The sequence below is a fragment of the Streptococcus halitosis genome (genome assembly GCF_023147855.1).
GTDB lineage: Bacteria > Bacillota > Bacilli > Lactobacillales > Streptococcaceae > Streptococcus > Streptococcus halitosis_B.
Genome location: NZ_JAHXOP010000002.1, coordinates 36,915 through 55,351, shown reverse-complemented (window position 1 = coordinate 55,351; position 18,437 = coordinate 36,915). Strand labels below are relative to the sequence as shown.

Sequence of the window (18,437 nt, the reverse complement as noted above, 5' to 3'; positions counted from 1 at the left end):
ATGTTACAAGTAGAACATATCGCAAAAACATTTGGTGAGAGGCAGGTCCTGGAGGATGTCAATCTCCAGGTCAATCAAGGGGATGTCGTTGTTATTTTAGGACCATCAGGTTCGGGGAAAACGACCTTTCTCCGTTGTCTCAACCACTTAGAAAAAGCTGATAGCGGCCGTTTGACCTTGGCAGGAAAAACCTATGACTTATCCAAATTAAGCAAGAAAGATATTCTAGAAATTCGCCAAAAAACAGCCTTTGTTTTCCAGCACTACAATCTCTTTGCAAATAAAACTGCTCTGGAAAATATTCTAGAAGGTCTAATCGTAGCTCGTAAAGTTCCCAAGGAAGAAGCACTTAAACGTGCAGAATCTGCCTTGGAAAAAGTTGGTTTACTGGCCTACAAAGACTACTACCCTTCTCAGCTATCTGGAGGGCAACAACAACGAATAGGAATTGCGCGTGCCATTGCCGTCAAGCCCGAGGTCATTTTGCTAGATGAACCAACATCGGCACTAGACCCTGAGTTGGTTGGAGATGTTTTGGATGTTCTGAAACAGTTGGCGGGAGAAGGTGTGACCATGGTGGTCGTCACGCATGAGATGGGATTTGCTAGAGATGTCGCAAACCACGTTATTTTCATGGATGGAGGCCGTATCGTAGAGGAGAACAATCCCCACGATTTCTTTAGTCGTCCACAAGAAGAACGAACCAAGCAGTTCCTGGCTCGTATCTTATCAGATGCCACCTATAGTGTAGAATATATGATTTGATAGATAAGTGTACCATAAAAACAACACCCCATGACTAGAAGATTCTTCTGACCATGGGGTGTTTTCTCTATAGGAGGGCTAGTTTATACTCTTCGAAAATCTCTTTAAACCTCGTCAGCTTCGCCTTATCTACAAGCTCAAAGCTGTGCTTTGAGTAGCCTGCGGCTAGCTTCCTAGTTTACTCTTTGATTTTCATTGAGTGTTAGTTCTTTTTCTTGTTTTTTATCAACCATCCAAGTCCGAGAAGGGCAAGGATGCTGAATCCAGCAAGGGCAAGGAGGGATTTGCTCTCAGTTCCTGTGTTTGGAAGGACTTTCTGAGAAAGAGCCTCTGCAGCAGTTTCTTGAGTTTCAGGATTGACTGCTAGGTTTTGAGCTTGGCCTTGTTCTGATTCAACTTCCAAGCTAGAAAGATCAAATTCTGGCTTTTCTTCCACAGCTGGGGCGACAATGGCGCCACCTTGAGACAAGCGGAGAACGACAGCAGTGAGAGCGTTCAATTTCAAGCCTTTTTCAGTCCATTCGAGACCTTGAGGGTTGGCAATTCCTACGGGTCCTGCTTGGTTTTCATCTGCGAGGACTTCAGCCTTTCTCAAGTGAGCAAAGGCAGTTCCCAAGTTGAATTCGCGAGCCTTATCATCTGCATTTACAAAGACTGCGTAGATATCTCCATTTGGAGCGGTGATTTGGTAGCCAATGACCACGTCTTCCTTTTCAACACCATTTTGGCCTGGGACAGTAATGAGTCGGACGCGCTCCTTGATATCTTGCAGACTCTTGAGTCGGAAGGCATCTGTCGATTGACGAAGGGCGATCAATCCTTTCATGTAGTTACGGCTCTTGACATTTTCAGGATATGCTTTGCCATCAGTTGCTTTGGTCCAATCAAACTTGTTGACAGCATCACTAGAGTCGTAAGAGTCATGGATAAAGTAAGGATAGACAAATGGCTTGCCGTCCTTGTCGCGCAACAAGTGAGACTTGTTTGGGACCTTATCTTCAGGAACAGGAGTCTTATAGGCTGGATCAAGGAATTGTTTGGTACGTCCGTATTCCTGACCAGAGTGGATAAACGGAGTTCCTTGAGCAGTCAAGACCATGAGGTTTCCAAGTCGCAAACGGCGATGAATTTCAGCATAGTTCTCAGCCTTGCTTGGGTCTTTTTTGATAGACTGGGCAATGATATCAAAGAGGGTCAAGTTATCATGGGCTGCGATATACTGGATAACATCTCCAGGGTTGTCTGCTTCAAAGTTGGTTGGTTGGGCAATGAGATTTTTAAAGATGGTATTGATATCGCGTTTGCCACCTGTGATAAAGGCAGGTTGACCTTCGTTTGGATAGCCAGACTTGAGGTTGTTGCGGATGTCGTCTGAAAAGACAGCGACAGTATCTGTTTTCTTCATCCAATCTTGGTCAGCAGGTTGTACAGGCGTATTTTCATCACCAGTATAGGTTCTCCAGCCTTCACCTAGCATGATAAGATTTGGATTGAGGGCGCGTGCAGCTTTGTACGCTTCTTCGATAGAAGCCGCATCGTGGTCACCCATCATATCAAAGCGGAAACCATCTACTTTGTAAGTTTCAACCAGATACTTGATAGAGTCTACCAAGACACGTTTAGACATGTAGTGGGTAGTTCCCAAACGACCGCCTCCAAAGCTAGTACGAGGAGTTCCGTCTGCATCCATAAAGTGATAGTAGTTGGGCTCAATATCTTCAAAAATATCAACATTTGCAGTATGGTTGTAGACCACATCCAAGATAGCCCCCATGCCACGTTTGTGGATTTCGTTGATGAGGTTTTTGAATTCTGCGATACGTTTTTCTGGATCCTTAGGATCGCTTGAGTACATACCAGTCAAGGAGAAGTAGTTTTGAGGGTCATATCCCCAGTTGTAGTTGCTGTTGCTTGAAGCGTAGGCAGACAAACGTTCTTGGTTCTTCAATTCATTGACAAAGTAGTAAGACAAGACTGGAAGGAGCTGGATGTGGGTCACACCCAAGTCTTTGAGATAGTCCAATTTTTCTATAAAGGCTTCAAAGGTACCAAATGGCTTGGTCAAGTCTTTTGCGATGGCAGGATCCGAAGTGAAGTCACGTACATGAGCTTCATAGATGACGGCATCTTCACGCGATTTGAAGTTGCGAATCTTCCCATAGGTCAAGTCTCGCGGTCCTAGTTTGGATGGGTCGACAAAGGCAGCTTTAGCGACCTTATGAGCGACATCTGTTTTTGCTAGGTCACTGTTCCAAGCTGCTAGTGACTTGGCATAAGGGTCAAGAACGAGAACGGTTTTACCTTGGCGCTCGATCTGGTAGTGGTAGTAGTAGCCAGTATAGTTGCTGATACCGAGACCAGAGTTTGTGTCCAGAGTTTGTTTCCAGGTTCCTTTTTCTCCTTTTTCAAGGGCGACAGTTCCGACTACCTTTTCAGGGTCTTTCTTGTCATAGACGACAACGGAAACCTTATCAGCACTTGGAGACCAGAGGGTGAGATCAACACGCTTGCCATCTTCTTTTAGAGTTGCGCCGAGTGGACCGTCGTAACTGTAGGACTCATCCTTGAGGCGCCAGCTTGAACGTGTGGTAAATCGGTCTGAATTGTAGCTGACAGTGTACGGGTGTTGAGTGTCAGAGAAGTCGCCGATATAGGTCGCTTTTTTACCTGCCTCATCCACTTCCACGTCTGTGATATCTACTTTATTCCCTTGGTAATCAGTGATGCTGGAGTGTTTGAGGATATCGTCTTTCTTAGCTCCAACTAGGGTAGAAAAGCTGCTTTCGATACGAGACTTAGCCACGTGTTGGGCACCAGTCATGCGGATATCGTGCACATAGTAGGGGTTAGTGTAGATGGTTTCGTCATCATCTTTGAGGAAAATCTGACTGTGATTTTTTAGATCAGTGAATTTATAATCTTCTTTTCTGATTTTCACATCATCGCCTTTCTTGCTTTCGTCTAGTAATAAAAATCCAAATTCTCTCGCAGCTTCATTGAGTGGGATATCAATGTAACGGCCATATTTTCCAGTTGCGGTAAAGTCAGTACCGTCAGGCCATTCTCCGCTGCTTGGGTTTTTAACATCGCCCCAATACCAAAGAGATTTTTTGTCATAGTTCCCGTCGGTACGGTAGTAGTTGACACGGACAGTTCCCGCTGGCTGAGGACGATAGTTGTATACCTTGTAGTTTTCATCTAGCCAGGCCTCATTCATTTTTGGAGAGAGGCGCTCTACTGAACGGTCCCCTGTCAGGTTATCCCCTTTGGTATTGTTGATAAGGAAGCTGACTTTCTTGGCTTGCTCATTTTTGAGTTTGACATCTAGATAATAGCCATAGTCATCTTTCTTGGCATCCTTAAAGGACTTGGCACCATTGGGCCAGTTTTCAGACGGCTTTTCAACATCATCCCAAGTCCAAAGACCTTGAGATTCTTTGTTTTCTTCAGGGAGTTTTTTTACATGGATGCGGAAGTGGTTGTCTGCGATGGGTTCTTCAGAGGATGTATCAGCTTGTGGTTTTTGATCTGAAGTTGGTGTCGAAGTGCTGGCATTTACTTTCTCTTCCTTGCTGTTAGCTTGGCTTGTAGTAGCATTTTCTGTTTTAGGTGTTTCTGGTGCTGTAGTAGTTTCCGCAGCTGGAGCTTCCTTTTTAGAATCAAGGGAAGCGTTTGCATTCTTTTGTTCAGAAATAGGCGTTTCCTTTTGAGTTTGACTCGTTTCAGTCTCAGTAGGGGCCTTGGTCACAGCGCTGGTATTTTCCTGAGTTTGAGGAAGGTTTTCGTTAGCCGAAATAGTTGGCATTGCAGCAGAAAGCAGGATAATGCTTGCACCAATAAGGACAGAACCAGTTCCGTTCTTCAAGGAACGGATACCGTAAATCATTTTTTTCTCAGTTTGAGATGGGATCTTTTTCATCACAATTCTCCTTGTGTAGTTGTTCCTTATCAGTATAGCACGAGGTAAACATTAGTGCAAGCGTTTTCCTAATTTTTGAGAGAAAATATAATGCTTCATTCTCTTAAAATTTTAAAATAATATATAGGAAAAGATTGTTTAAAAAATAGTAAAAAAACCTTGAAAAGTCTAGCTAAATAAGGTATAATATGAATAATCATTTGTCGTAGGTTTTGTCTGAAATATTGTCCAGACAAGGCTCACAGCAGTTAAATCTTCTGAAAAAGTCAGATTTAGCTGCTCTTTTTGTGCTTTTTTTCAGGTTTTCGAGTGTTTGTAACAAAGATTTAAAGATTCTGAAAATTCGTCAAAGGGACACGGTGATAGGGGTTTTAAAAACCATATGACGATTAGAAAAGCCTGATTGACAAGGCTTGGAATTTATTTACAAAGGAGAATCATCTTGGCAGGACATGACGTTCAATACGGGAAACATCGTACCCGTCGTAGTTTTTCAAGAATCAAAGAAGTTCTTGACTTACCAAATTTGATTGAAATTCAAACGGATTCATTCAAAGATTTCCTAGATCACGGACTTAAGGAAGTGTTTGAAGATGTATTGCCAATTTCAAACTTCACAGACACAATGGAGTTGGAATTTGTTGGCTATGAAATCAAGGAACCAAAATACACACTCGAAGAAGCTCGTATCCACGATGCTAGCTACTCAGCACCCATTTTTGTAACCTTCCGCTTGATTAATAAAGAAACAGGCGAAATCAAGACTCAAGAAGTCTTCTTTGGTGATTTCCCAATCATGACCGAAATGGGTACTTTCATCATCAATGGTGGTGAACGTATTATCGTTTCTCAGTTGGTCCGCTCACCAGGTGTTTACTTTAACGATAAAGTAGACAAGAATGGTAAAGTGGGTTACGGTTCTACTGTTATCCCTAACCGTGGAGCTTGGTTGGAACTTGAAAGCGACTCAAAAGACATCGCTTATACTCGTATCGACCGTACTCGTAAGATTCCATTTACGACCTTGGTTCGTGCGCTTGGTTTCTCAGGTGATGATGAAATCTTTGATATCTTTGGTGACAGCGAATTGGTTCGCAACACCGTTGAAAAAGATATCCACAAGAATCCAATGGACTCTCGTACAGACGAAGCCTTGAAAGAAATCTACGAACGCCTTCGTCCAGGTGAGCCTAAGACTGCTGAAAGTTCACGTAGCTTGCTTGTAGCTCGTTTCTTTGATCCACGTCGCTACGATTTGGCAGCTGTTGGTCGATACAAGATTAATAAAAAATTGAACATCAAAACACGCTTGCTCAACCAAACCATTGCGGAGCCATTGGTAGACCCTGAAACTGGTGAAATCTTGGTAGAAGCTGGTACCGTTATGACTCGCAGTGTGATTGAAAGTATCGAGAGTCATTTGGATGGCGCCTTGAACAAGATCGTTTATATTCCGAACGATGCAGCTGTTTTGACAGAACCAGTTGTCCTTCAAAAATTCAAGGTTGTTGCCCCAACGGATCCAGACCGTGTCGTAACCATCATCGGAAATGCCAATCCAGACGACAAGGTTCGTGTTGTAACTCCTGCGGATATCCTTGCAGAGATGAGCTACTTCCTCAACTTGGCAGAAGGTATCGGACGTGTGGATGATATCGACCACCTTGGAAACCGTCGTATCCGTGCAGTTGGTGAATTGCTTGCAAACCAAGTACGTCTTGGACTTTCTCGTATGGAACGTAATGTCCGTGAACGTATGTCTGTTCAGGACAATGAAGTTTTAACACCGCAACAAATTATCAACATCCGCCCTGTGACAGCTGCGATCAAAGAATTCTTTGGTTCCTCACAATTGTCCCAGTTCATGGACCAACACAACCCGCTTTCTGAGTTGTCTCACAAACGTCGTTTGTCAGCCTTAGGACCTGGTGGTTTGACTCGTGACCGTGCTGGATATGAAGTACGTGACGTGCACTATACTCACTATGGTCGTATGTGTCCAATTGAAACACCTGAAGGACCTAACATCGGTTTGATCAATAACTTGTCATCATACGGACACTTGAACAAGTATGGATTTGTTCAAACACCATACCGTAAGGTTGACCGTGAAACTGGTGTAGTCACAAACGAAATCGTTTGGTTGACAGCCGATGAAGAAGATGAATTTACTGTAGCACAGGCTAATTCAAAATTGAACGAAGATGGTACTTTTGCTGAGAAAGTCGTCATGGGACGTCACCAAGGGGTCAACCAAGAGTATCCAGCAGAAGTGGTTGACTACATGGACGTGTCACCAAAACAGGTAGTTGCCGTTGCGACTGCATGTATTCCATTCTTGGAAAACGATGACTCCAACCGTGCCCTCATGGGTGCCAACATGCAACGTCAGGCTGTGCCATTGATTGATCCAAAAGCACCTTACGTTGGTACTGGTATGGAATACCAAGCAGCTCATGACTCTGGAGCTGCAGTTATTGCTCAGCATGACGGTAAAGTTACCTACGCAGATGCGGACAAGGTAGAAGTACGTCGTGAAGATGGTTCATTGGATGTCTACCACATCCAAAAATTCCGTCGTTCAAACTCAGGTACTGCCTACAACCAACGCACGCTTGTTAAAGTTGGGGATGTCGTTGAAAAAGGCGACTTTATCGCTGACGGACCTTCTATGGAAAAAGGGGAAATGGCGCTTGGACAAAACCCAATCGTTGCCTACATGACATGGGAAGGTTACAACTTCGAGGATGCCGTTATCATGAGCGAACGCTTGGTCAAAGACGATGTCTACACATCTGTCCACCTTGAAGAATACGAATCAGAAACGCGCGATACAAAGCTTGGGCCTGAAGAAATTACTCGTGAGATTCCAAACGTTGGTGAAGATGCCCTTAAAAACCTTGACGAAATGGGGATTATCCGTATTGGTGCCGAGGTTAAAGAAGGGGATATTCTTGTAGGTAAAGTAACGCCTAAAGGTGAAAAAGACCTTTCAGCTGAAGAACGTCTCTTGCACGCTATCTTCGGAGACAAGTCTCGTGAAGTGCGTGATACTTCTCTTCGTGTACCACACGGTGCCGATGGTGTCGTTCGTGATGTTAAGATCTTTACACGTGCAAATGGAGATGAGTTGCAATCAGGAGTTAACATGCTGGTTCGTGTCTACATCGCTCAAAAACGTAAGATCAAGGTCGGAGATAAGATGGCCGGACGTCACGGAAACAAAGGGGTTGTCTCTCGTATCGTCCCTGTAGAAGACATGCCTTACCTTCCAGACGGAACTCCAGTCGATATCATGTTGAACCCACTTGGGGTGCCATCACGTATGAATATCGGTCAGGTTATGGAACTCCACCTTGGTATGGCAGCCCGTACTCTTGGTATCCACATCGCAACACCAGTCTTTGACGGAGCAAGTTCTGAAGACCTTTGGGACACTGTTAAAGAAGCAGGTATGGATAGCGATGCTAAGACAATCCTATACGATGGACGTACAGGTGAGCCGTTTGACAACCGTGTATCAGTTGGTGTCATGTACATGATCAAACTCCACCACATGGTTGATGATAAATTGCACGCGCGTTCAGTCGGACCTTACTCAACCGTTACTCAACAGCCACTTGGAGGTAAAGCTCAGTTTGGTGGACAACGTTTCGGTGAGATGGAGGTTTGGGCCCTTGAAGCCTACGGTGCGTCAAATGTCCTTCAAGAAATCTTGACTTACAAATCTGACGATATCAACGGACGTTTGAGAGCTTATGAAGCTATTACAAAAGGAAAACCAATTCCAAAACCAGGTGTTCCAGAATCATTCCGAGTTCTTGTGAAAGAATTGCAATCTCTTGGTCTTGACATGCGTGTCCTTGACGAAGATGACCAAGAAGTGGAACTTCGCGACTTGGATGAAGGAATGGACGAAGATGTCATCCACGTAGATGACCTTGAAAAAGCCCGCGAAAAAGCAGCTCAAGAGGCTAAAGCAGCCTTTGAAGCTGAAGAAGCTGAGAAAGAAGCAAAAGCGGAAGCAACAGAAGAAACTGCTGAACAAGAATAAGCAGTTCACTTAGAATAGAAAGGGAAGAAATAGTGGTTGATGTAAATCGTTTTAAAAGTATGCAAATCACCCTAGCTTCTCCAAGCAAAGTCCGTTCATGGTCTTATGGAGAAGTCAAAAAACCTGAAACAATCAATTACCGTACGTTGAAACCAGAACGTGAAGGACTCTTTGACGAAGTCATCTTTGGTCCTACAAAAGACTGGGAATGTGCTTGTGGTAAGTACAAACGCATTCGTTACAGAGGGATTGTTTGTGACCGTTGTGGGGTTGAAGTAACGCGTACAAAAGTTCGTCGTGAGCGTATGGGGCACATCGAGTTGAAAGCTCCTGTATCTCACATCTGGTATTTTAAGGGGATTCCAAGCCGTATGGGCTTGACCCTTGATATGAGCCCTCGTGCCCTCGAGGAAGTTATCTACTTTGCGGCTTATGTGGTCATTGATCCTAAGGATACACCACTTGAGCACAAGTCTATCATGACAGAGCGCGAATACCGTGAGCGCTTGCGTGAGTATGGTTATGGATCATTCGTTGCCAAGATGGGTGCCGAAGCCATCCAAGACCTGTTGAAACAAGTAGATCTTGAAAAAGAAATTGCTGAACTCAAAGAAGAGTTGAAAACAGCTACTGGACAAAAACGTGTCAAAGCTATCCGTCGTTTGGATGTTTTGGATGCCTTTTACAAGTCTGGGAACAAACCTGAATGGATGGTTCTTAACATCCTCCCAGTTATTCCACCAGATCTCCGCCCAATGTTGCAGTTGGATGGTGGCCGTTTTGCCTCATCTGACTTGAACGACCTTTACCGCCGTGTTATCAACCGTAACAACCGTTTGGCTCGTTTGCTTGAGTTGAATGCACCTGGTATTATCGTTCAAAATGAGAAGCGTATGCTTCAAGAAGCGGTTGATGCTTTGATTGACAATGGTCGTCGTGGTCGTCCGATTACAGGACCAGGTAGCCGTCCACTGAAATCATTGAGCCACATGCTCAAAGGGAAACAAGGACGCTTCCGTCAGAACTTGCTCGGTAAACGTGTTGACTTCTCAGGACGTTCCGTTATCGCCGTTGGTCCAACTCTTAAGATGTACCAATGTGGTGTGCCACGCGAAATGGCGATCGAGCTCTTTAAACCATTTGTTATGCGTGAAATCGTTGCCCGCGACATCGTGCAAAACGTCAAAGCAGCTAAACGCTTGGTGGAACGCGGTGATGAGCGTATCTGGGACATCCTTGAAGAAGTAATCAAAGAACACCCAGTGCTTTTGAACCGCGCACCGACCCTTCACCGTTTGGGTATCCAAGCTTTCGAGCCCGTCTTGATCGATGGTAAGGCCCTTCGTTTGCACCCGCTTGTCTGTGAAGCCTACAATGCCGACTTTGACGGGGACCAAATGGCCATCCACGTACCGCTTTCAGAAGAGGCTCAAGCAGAAGCTCGTATCTTGATGCTCGCTGCAGAGCACATCTTGAATCCGAAAGATGGTAAACCAGTTGTTACTCCATCTCAGGACATGGTTTTGGGTAACTACTACTTAACTATGGAAGAAGCTGGTCGTGAAGGTGAAGGAATGGTCTTCAAAGACCGTGATGAAGCTGTCATGGCTTACCGCAATGGTTATGTACACCTCCACTCACGTGTTGGTATCGCAACAGACAGCCTCAACAAACCATGGACAGAAGAGCAAAAACACAAGGTCTTGCTGACAACAGTTGGTAAAATCCTCTTCAACGACATCATGCCAGAGGGTCTACCTTACTTGCAAGAACCAAATAATGCGAACTTGACAGAAGGGCTTCCAGCTAAATACTTCTTGCCACTAGGTGGTGATATCAAGGAAGCCATTCGCAACCTTGAACTCAATCCTCCATTCAAGAAGAAAAACCTTGGAAATATCATCGCTGAGATTTTCAAACGTTTCCGTACAACAGAAACCTCTGCATTCTTGGACCGATTGAAAGACTTAGGTTACCATCATTCAACACTTGCTGGATTGACAGTGGGGATTGCTGATATCCCAGTGGTTGAAGACAAGGCTGAAATTATTGAAGAATCTCATAAGCGTGTAGAACAAATCACAAAACAGTTCCGTCGTGGTTTGATCACTGATGATGAACGTTACAATGCTGTTACAGCTGAATGGCGTGCAGCTCGTGAGAAATTGGAAAAACGCTTGGTCGATAACCAAGATCCGAAGAACCCAATCGTTATGATGATGGACTCAGGAGCCCGTGGTAACATCTCGAACTTCTCACAACTTGCCGGTATGCGTGGTCTGATGGCTGCTCCGAACGGACGTATCATGGAATTGCCAATTCTTTCAAACTTCCGCGAAGGTTTGTCAGTACTTGAAATGTTCTTCTCAACTCACGGTGCCCGTAAAGGTATGACCGATACGGCCCTTAAGACAGCCGACTCAGGTTACTTGACTCGTCGTTTGGTTGACGTTGCCCAAGACGTTATCATCCGTGAGGACGACTGTGGAACAGACCGTGGTCTCTTGATCCGCTCTATCGCGGAAGGAAAAGAGATGATCGAGTCTCTCGAAGAACGTCTCAATGGTCGTTACACTAAGAAATCTGTTAAACACCCAGAAACTGGTGCAGTGATCATTGGTCCAAATGAATTAATCACAGAAGACAAGGCGCGCGAGATTGTCAATGCTGGTGTGGAAGAAGTGACTATCCGTTCCGTATTTACATGTAACACTCGTCATGGTGTTTGCCGTCACTGTTACGGTATCAACTTGGCGACTGGTGATGCGGTTGAAGTTGGTGAAGCAGTTGGTACAATCGCTGCCCAATCTATCGGGGAACCTGGTACACAGCTTACAATGCGTACCTTCCACACGGGTGGGGTTGCCTCAAATACCGATATCACTCAGGGTCTTCCTCGTGTCCAAGAAATCTTTGAAGCCCGCAATCCTAAAGGGGAAGCGGTTATTACAGAGGTCAAAGGACAAGTTACAGCAATCGAAGAAGACGCTTCAACTCGTACCAAGAAAGTCTTTGTTAAGGGTGAAACTGGCGAAGGTGAATACGTCGTTCCATTTACAGCACGTATGCGTGTTGAAGTTGGAGACCAAGTTTCTCGTGGTGCAGCATTGACAGAGGGTTCTATCCAACCAAAACATCTCCTTGCTGTTCGTGATGTCTTGTCAGTTGAAACTTACCTTCTCGGTGAAGTCCAAAAAGTTTACCGTAGCCAAGGGGTAGAAATCGGTGACAAACACATTGAGGTTATGGTTCGTCAAATGATCCGTAAAGTCCGTGTCATGGATCCAGGTGATACAGATCTTCTCATGGGTACCCTTTTAGACATCAACGATTTTACAGATGCGAACAAGGATGTCCTTATCGCCGGTGGAGTTCCAGCGACTGGTCGCCCAGTCCTTATGGGAATCACCAAAGCCTCACTTGAAACAAACAGTTTCTTGTCAGCGGCTTCCTTCCAGGAAACAACTCGTGTCCTTACAGATGCGGCCATCCGTGGTAAGAAAGACCATCTCCTTGGACTCAAGGAAAATGTTATTATTGGTAAGATCATCCCAGCAGGTACTGGTATGGCTCGCTACCGTAATCTTGAACCACAGGCAATCAATGATGCAGAATATCTGGCTCCTGAACAAGAAGAGGCAGAACTTGCTCCAGTGGATGAAACTGTGGAAATCCAATCTGAAGAAACTGTAGAATAAAAAGTAAACAAGAGAACCTTCGGGTTCTCTTTGCTTTGTTTCAGAAAATTTTCCCACTTTTCCATAAAGTGTGGTAGAATAGAAGAACTAAAATGACAAGGGGATTTATATGGAACAAACATTCTTTATCATTAAGCCAGATGGTGTGAAGAGAGGTCTAGTTGGCGAGGTTTTGAAAAGAATTGAGCGACGTGGTTTCAAACTCGAAAAATTAGAGTTACGTTCAACCGTTTCAGAAGATTTGATTGACCAACACTATCGCGACTTAGTTGAAAAAAGTTTTTATCCTCCTATCCGTCAATTTATGACCTCAGGTCCAATAATTGTGGGAATCATTTCAGGACCAAAGGTAATTGAAAGCTGGCGTGACATGATGGGGGCTACTCGTCCAGAAGAGGCTCTACCAGGAACTATCCGGGGAGATCTTGCTAAGGCGGCAGGAGAAAATCAAGCCATTCAAAACGTGGTACATGGATCAGATTCAGAAGAGTCAGCTAAACGAGAAATCGCCCTCTGGTTTAAGGAATAGATTAGAAGAGAACAGTTCTGTGAATGACGGAACTGTTTTTTGTACCGTTCAGCGTTCTAATGTGACATTTTGGAAGTCATTTATCATTTTCTAATCCTGTCAGAGTATAATTTCTTATACGGAGGAAGAAAAGGAAATGATGAAATCAATTCGTGTTTTATTATTATTAGCTGTCGCTCAAATTTTATTTGGAAGTTGTTTATTGTGGAAGGAATCATTTTTATCCTTAAGAGAAGGAAATGTCTATTTTTTAATTCTCATAGTGGGAGTTTCTGGCTTTTGTGCTGGGATTAATTACTTCCATACCTTGGGTCAGAAAAGTCATAGTATTTTGCATTCTGCAGAGAAAGTAAAGCTTATCCATAATCTTCTTTTAATCATCAATCTTTTAGCCAGCTGTTTCATTTTATCAGAAAGTATCCAAGTTGGTACTGAGCTTCAGCAGGATCTGGTTGACCTCTTTCTGCCGTCATTCTTTTTCTTGCTGGGAGTAGATCTATGGATTTTCTTACCTTTTGATAAATATATTCGGGATATGGACAACCATCTCAACAAGAAGAGAACGGTTGTGATTTCCGTTTTAGGCACGATTATTTTCTTGAGAAATCCCGTAACAATCTCCTCCATTCTCCTTTATATTGGTCTCGGTTTTTTATGTGCGCGTTTCCTCTTTCCCAAATCCGTGCAAAGGGAAATTTCATTTTACGGACATGTGATTCGCGATGTTTTATTTGTTATTTGTATTTTTACCTTTTTCTAAGGAAGGCAAGGAGAACTGTAAATTTAGCATAGTAAGTCTATAAAGAAAATTCACACAAAAGGAAACTTTTTGGTATAATAGTAACATGTACACAAAAAATGAAGAAGAGCTTCTAGCTCTCGGAGAAAGATTGGGTCATTTGCTTCAAAAAGACGATGTTCTGATCTTGACGGGAGAGTTGGGTGCGGGTAAAACAACCTTTACAAAAGGCATTGCCAAGGGTTTGGATATCCGTCAGATGATTAAAAGTCCAACTTATACTATCGTGAGAGAGTATGAAGGGCGTCTGCCGCTTTACCATTTGGATGTCTACCGTATCGAAGGAGATGCTGATTCTATTGACTTGGATGAGTTTCTCTTTGGTGGCGGTGTGACTGTTATTGAGTGGGGGCATCTTTTGGGTGAGGATTTACCAGATTCTTACTTGGAGTTGGAAATTTTGAAAGAAGCTGAGGGTCGTTGCCTTCATTTTACAGCTCATGGCCCTCGAGCTGAACAACTCGTCAAGGAGCTTCAGGATGGAGTATGAGTTGTGCATTCGTGAGGCAGAGATTTCAGATGCTACAGCCTTAATTGCATTTTTAGATTGTGCTGGTCAAGAGACAGACTTCACTAGCCTAGATGAAAATGGTATCATGATGACAGCTTCTGAAATGGCTCTTTTTATCGAAAAGCAAGCTGCATCGGAGAATCAAATTACTCTCCTCGCCTTACTGAATGATGAGATTGCAGGAGTCTTAAATATCACAGCGGATCAACATTTAAGGGTTCGGCATATTGGAGATGTTTTTTTAGCGGTTCGAAAGAAATTCTGGAACCAAGGATTGGCGACTATTCTTCTAGAAGAAGGCATCGAGTGGGCTAAAGCCAGTGGCGTCTTGCGCCGCTTGCAACTCAGTGTACAAAAACGAAATGAGGCTGCTATCCACCTCTATTCAAAAATGGGATTTATCACAGAAGGCTTGCAAGAAAGAGGAGCCTATTTAGCAGAAGGGATATTTTTAGATGTTTGTCTGATGGGCAAATTGATAGATGAATAACGAGATGATCAAAAAATTAATTGGAATGGTGCTAGGTTTTCTGGCAGTAACAGTTGTAGGTGTAGGAATTTATGCCTACACAATCTATCAGCAGGGGACTGCAACCCTGAGTCAAAAAACTTACAAAAAAATCGGGGAAGAAACCAACGTTATCGAAGCAACTGAGCCTTTAACGATTCTCCTAATGGGGGTGGATACGGGAAATTCGGAACGTACAGATCCGTGGGCAGGGAATAGTGATTCCATGATTCTCTTGACGGTTAATCCAAAAACAAAGAAAACCACTATGATGAGTTTGGAACGGGATATTCTGACCAAGATCGAGAGTGGAAATGGCCAAGTTCAGGAAGCCAAACTCAATGCGGCCTATGCCAATGGCGGTGCGGAGCTTGCAATTTCTACTATTCAAAAGATGATGAATATCCACATTGACCGCTATGTAATGGTCAACATGCAAGGTCTTCAACAATTGGTGGATGCAGTTGGTGGAATCACCGTCAACAATACACTTGGTTTTCCAATTTCCATCACTGACCAAGAAGAGTTTAATAAGATTTCCATTGGTGTTGGGGAACAAAACTTGAATGGTGAGGAAGCCTTGGTGTATTCACGGATGCGTTACCAAGACCCAGAAGGAGACTATGGTCGTCAAAAACGTCAACGTGAAGTCATTCAAAAAATCGTTGAGAAGGTTTTGAGCCTAAACAGTGTGAGCCATTATCAAGGTATCCTCAAAGCTTTGAGTGATAACATGCAGACCAATGTGGACTTATCAGCTAAGAGCATTCCACAATTGCTCGGCTATCAAGATTCTTTCAAGAATATCGAAACGCATCAATTGCGTGGGGAAGATGCTGAGCTACAGGGGATTTCTTATCAGATTGTCACTTCAGAACATATGCTCGAAATGCAAAATCTCTTGCGTAGTTCACTAGGTAAAGAGCCAGTGACAGAATTGGAAACCAATGCGGTACTGTACGAAACAGCCTTTGGCCGGACAGCGCCTTCAACCAGTACTAGTATTTCAAACGAAGAGGTAGAATAAAACAAAGAATCAAATCGTGGGAAATTTCCTGCGATTTTTTCAAAAAGAATTCGAATAGATAAGTGGGAGGAAACATGAAAGCAGAAATTATTGCTGTTGGAACAGAAATTTTAACAGGGCAGATCGTCAATACCAATGCTCAGTTTTTATCAGAGAAGCTAGCAGAAATCGGGGTAGATGTCTATTTCCAAACAGCTGTCGGAGACAATGAAGCTCGTCTTTTGTCCTTGCTTGAGATTGCGAGTCAACGTAGTAATCTTGTGATTTTGACAGGGGGCTTGGGACCAACTGAGGATGATTTGACCAAACAAACTCTGGCAAAATTTTTGGGAAAAGATCTAGTGTTTGACACTCAAGCACAAGAGAAACTGGATATTTTCTTTGCTCATAGACCTGACTATGCTCGGACACCGAATAATGAGCGCCAAGCCCAAATTGTAGAAGGAGCGACTCCACTGCCAAATGAGACAGGTTTAGCAGTAGGAGGGGTTTCGGAAGTGGATGACGTAACCTACGTGGTCCTTCCAGGACCACCAAGTGAGTTGAAACCCATGGTCTTAAACCAACTCTTACCCAAGCTGATGACAGGCACCAAACTATATTCCCGAGTGCTTCGTTTCTTTGGAATTGGTGAGAGTCAGTTGGTGACCATTTTGGCGGATTTGATTGACCATCAAACCGATCCGACTTTGGCGCCGTATGCCAAAACAGGAGAAGTGACCTTGCGCTTATCTACAAAAGCAGTCAGTCAAGAAAAGGCTGATCCAGCACTGGACATCCTAGAAAATCAAATCTTGAGTCGCCAGACTTTTGAGGGAATTTCTCTACGAGACATCTGTTATGGATATGGGGAAGAAACCAGCCTCGCGAGTGTCGTTGTAGAAGAGCTAAAGAAGAGACAGAAAAGCATTACTGCGGCAGAAAGCTTGACGGCAGGTCTCTTTCAAGCTACTTTAGCAGACTTTTCAGGTGTTTCAGCAATCTTTAATGGCGGTTTTGTCACTTACAGCCTAGAAGAAAAGTCCAAGATGTTGGATATTTCCGAGCAAGAGCTAAAAGAACACGGGGTCGTTTCTGAGTTTACGGCTCGAAAAATGGCAGAGCAGGCACGGCTCAAGACTCAGTCTGATTATGGAGTCAGTCTGACAGGTGTAGCTGGGCCAGATAGTCTAGAGGGTCATCCCGCCGGCACAGTTTTTATTGGACTGGCACATGCAAAAGGGACAGAGGTGATCAAGACTAATATCGCAGGACGGAGTCGAGCAGATGTTCGACATATTGCGGTCATGCATGCCTTTAACCTAGTTCGCAAGGCTTTATTAAGTGACTAAATTTTGGTATAATGAAAGATAGGTCTAAGGACCAGTAGAATATAGGAGAACAGAATGGCGAAAAAACCAAAAAAATTAGATGAAATTTCAAAAAAGTTTGGAGCGGATCGTGAAAAGGCCTTGAACGATGCTCTTAAATTGATTGAAAAAGACTTTGGTAAAGGCTCAATCATGCGCTTGGGTGAGCGCGCGGAGCAAAAAGTTCAAGTGATGAGCTCAGGGTCCTTGGCTCTGGACATTGCTCTTGGTTCAGGTGGCTATCCTAAAGGACGTATCATCGAAATCTATGGACCAGAATCATCTGGTAAGACAACGGTTGCCCTTCACGCTGTTGCGCAAGCACAGAAAGAAGGCGGTATTGCAGCCTTTATCGATGCGGAACATGCTCTTGACCCAGCCTATGCTGCAGCCCTTGGTGTGAACATTGATGAGTTACTCTTGTCACAGCCAGACTCAGGTGAGCAAGGCCTTGAAATTGCAGGAAAATTGATTGACTCAGGTGCGGTTGACCTCGTCGTTATCGACTCAGTTGCGGCCCTTGTACCTCGTGCGGAAATTGATGGGGATATTGGAGATAGTCACGTTGGTTTGCAAGCTCGTATGATGAGCCAGGCCATGCGTAAACTTGGTGCTTCTATCAATAAGACCAAAACAATTGCCATCTTTATCAACCAGTTGCGTGAAAAAGTTGGGGTCATGTTTGGAAATCCTGAAACAACACCTGGTGGACGTGCTCTGAAATTCTACGCTTCAGTCCGTTTGGATGTTCGTGGGAGCACACAAATCAAGGGAACTGGTGACCAAAAAGATACCAATGTCGGTAAGGAAACTAAAATCAAGGTCGTGAAAAACAAGGTGGCTCCACCATTTAAGGAAGCTTTTGTTGAAATCATGTACGGAGAAGGGATTTCTAAGACCGGTGAGCTCTTGAAGATTGCAAGTGATCTCGATATTATCCAAAAAGCAGGAGCATGGTACTCTTACAAGGGTGAAAAAATCGGGCAAGGATCAGAGAATGCTAAGAAATACTTGGCAGATCACCCAGAGATTTTTGATGAGATTGACCATCAGGTTCGTGTTCAATACGGTTTGATTGAAGATGAAGAGGGAACCGTTCCTACTTCTGTCGCAGAAGATCTAGCACCTAACCAAGAAGTGACGCTTGACCTAGGCGATGGACTTGAAATCGAAATTGAAGAATAAAGATAAAACTAGGGAAAGATTTCAAAATTATAAAAACGCATAATATCAGGTATTCATAACCTTGATATTATGCGTTTTATCGTGAGAAAGTTC

11 protein-coding genes are annotated in these 18,437 nt (G+C 43.9%); 10 read left to right on the top strand and 1 reads right to left on the bottom strand.

Annotated elements, in window-relative coordinates; translation table 11 throughout:
• Positions 1–765 (top strand): amino acid ABC transporter ATP-binding protein, encoded by a 765-nt coding sequence (locus KZX55_RS04635; protein WP_000942257.1) that lies wholly within the window; start codon positions 1–3, stop codon positions 763–765.
• A gap of 202 nt (positions 766–967) precedes the next feature.
• On the opposite strand, the gene KZX55_RS04630 is transcribed toward KZX55_RS04635, so the two are convergent.
• Positions 968–4,684 carry a pullulanase gene (locus KZX55_RS04630; protein ID WP_248025123.1) on the bottom strand — a complete coding sequence of 1,239 codons (3,717 nt, stop codon included), beginning with the start codon at positions 4,682–4,684 and terminating at the stop codon, positions 968–970.
• Positions 4,685–5,126: 442 nt separating this feature from the next.
• On the opposite strand from KZX55_RS04630, the gene rpoB reads away from it, so the two are divergent.
• From rpoB to recA, 9 genes are all read left to right on the top strand, one after another.
• Entirely contained in the window at positions 5,127–8,738 is a 3,612-nt protein-coding gene (rpoB, locus tag KZX55_RS04625) for a DNA-directed RNA polymerase subunit beta (RefSeq protein ID WP_248025121.1), read from the top strand.
• 32 nt (positions 8,739–8,770) lie between these two features.
• Entirely contained in the window at positions 8,771–12,436 is a 3,666-nt protein-coding gene (gene rpoC, locus KZX55_RS04620) for a DNA-directed RNA polymerase subunit beta' (protein WP_000228779.1), read from the top strand.
• Positions 12,437–12,545: 109 nt separating this feature from the next.
• A complete protein-coding gene (gene ndk, locus KZX55_RS04615) occupies positions 12,546–12,965 on the top strand; it encodes a nucleoside-diphosphate kinase (RefSeq protein WP_248025112.1) in 420 nt (139 codons plus the stop codon).
• Positions 12,966–13,101: 136 nt separating this feature from the next.
• On the top strand, positions 13,102–13,725 hold the full coding sequence (locus KZX55_RS04610; protein WP_000978030.1) for a hypothetical protein: 624 nt from the start codon (positions 13,102–13,104) through the stop codon (positions 13,723–13,725).
• 85 nt (positions 13,726–13,810) lie between these two features.
• The gene (gene tsaE / locus KZX55_RS04605; RefSeq protein WP_247951663.1) at positions 13,811–14,254 is read left to right on the top strand and encodes a tRNA (adenosine(37)-N6)-threonylcarbamoyltransferase complex ATPase subunit type 1 TsaE; all 444 of its coding nucleotides are present in this window, start codon (positions 13,811–13,813) and stop codon (positions 14,252–14,254) included.
• Positions 14,244–14,765 carry a GNAT family N-acetyltransferase gene (locus KZX55_RS04600; RefSeq protein ID WP_248025110.1) on the top strand — a complete coding sequence of 174 codons (522 nt, stop codon included), beginning with the start codon at positions 14,244–14,246 and terminating at the stop codon, positions 14,763–14,765. The genes tsaE and KZX55_RS04600 overlap by 11 nt, the downstream gene beginning before the upstream one ends.
• A 4-nt stretch (positions 14,766–14,769) precedes the next feature.
• Entirely contained in the window at positions 14,770–15,810 is a 1,041-nt protein-coding gene (brpA, locus tag KZX55_RS04595; RefSeq protein WP_000592176.1) for a biofilm formation/cell division transcriptional regulator BrpA, read from the top strand.
• A gap of 74 nt (positions 15,811–15,884) precedes the next feature.
• A complete protein-coding gene (locus KZX55_RS04590) occupies positions 15,885–17,141 on the top strand; it encodes a competence/damage-inducible protein A (RefSeq protein ID WP_248025108.1) in 1,257 nt (418 codons plus the stop codon).
• 54 nt (positions 17,142–17,195) lie between these two features.
• Positions 17,196–18,344 (top strand): recombinase RecA, encoded by a 1,149-nt coding sequence (gene recA / locus KZX55_RS04585; protein WP_001085448.1) that lies wholly within the window; start codon positions 17,196–17,198, stop codon positions 18,342–18,344.
• Positions 18,345–18,437 lie beyond the last annotated feature (93 nt).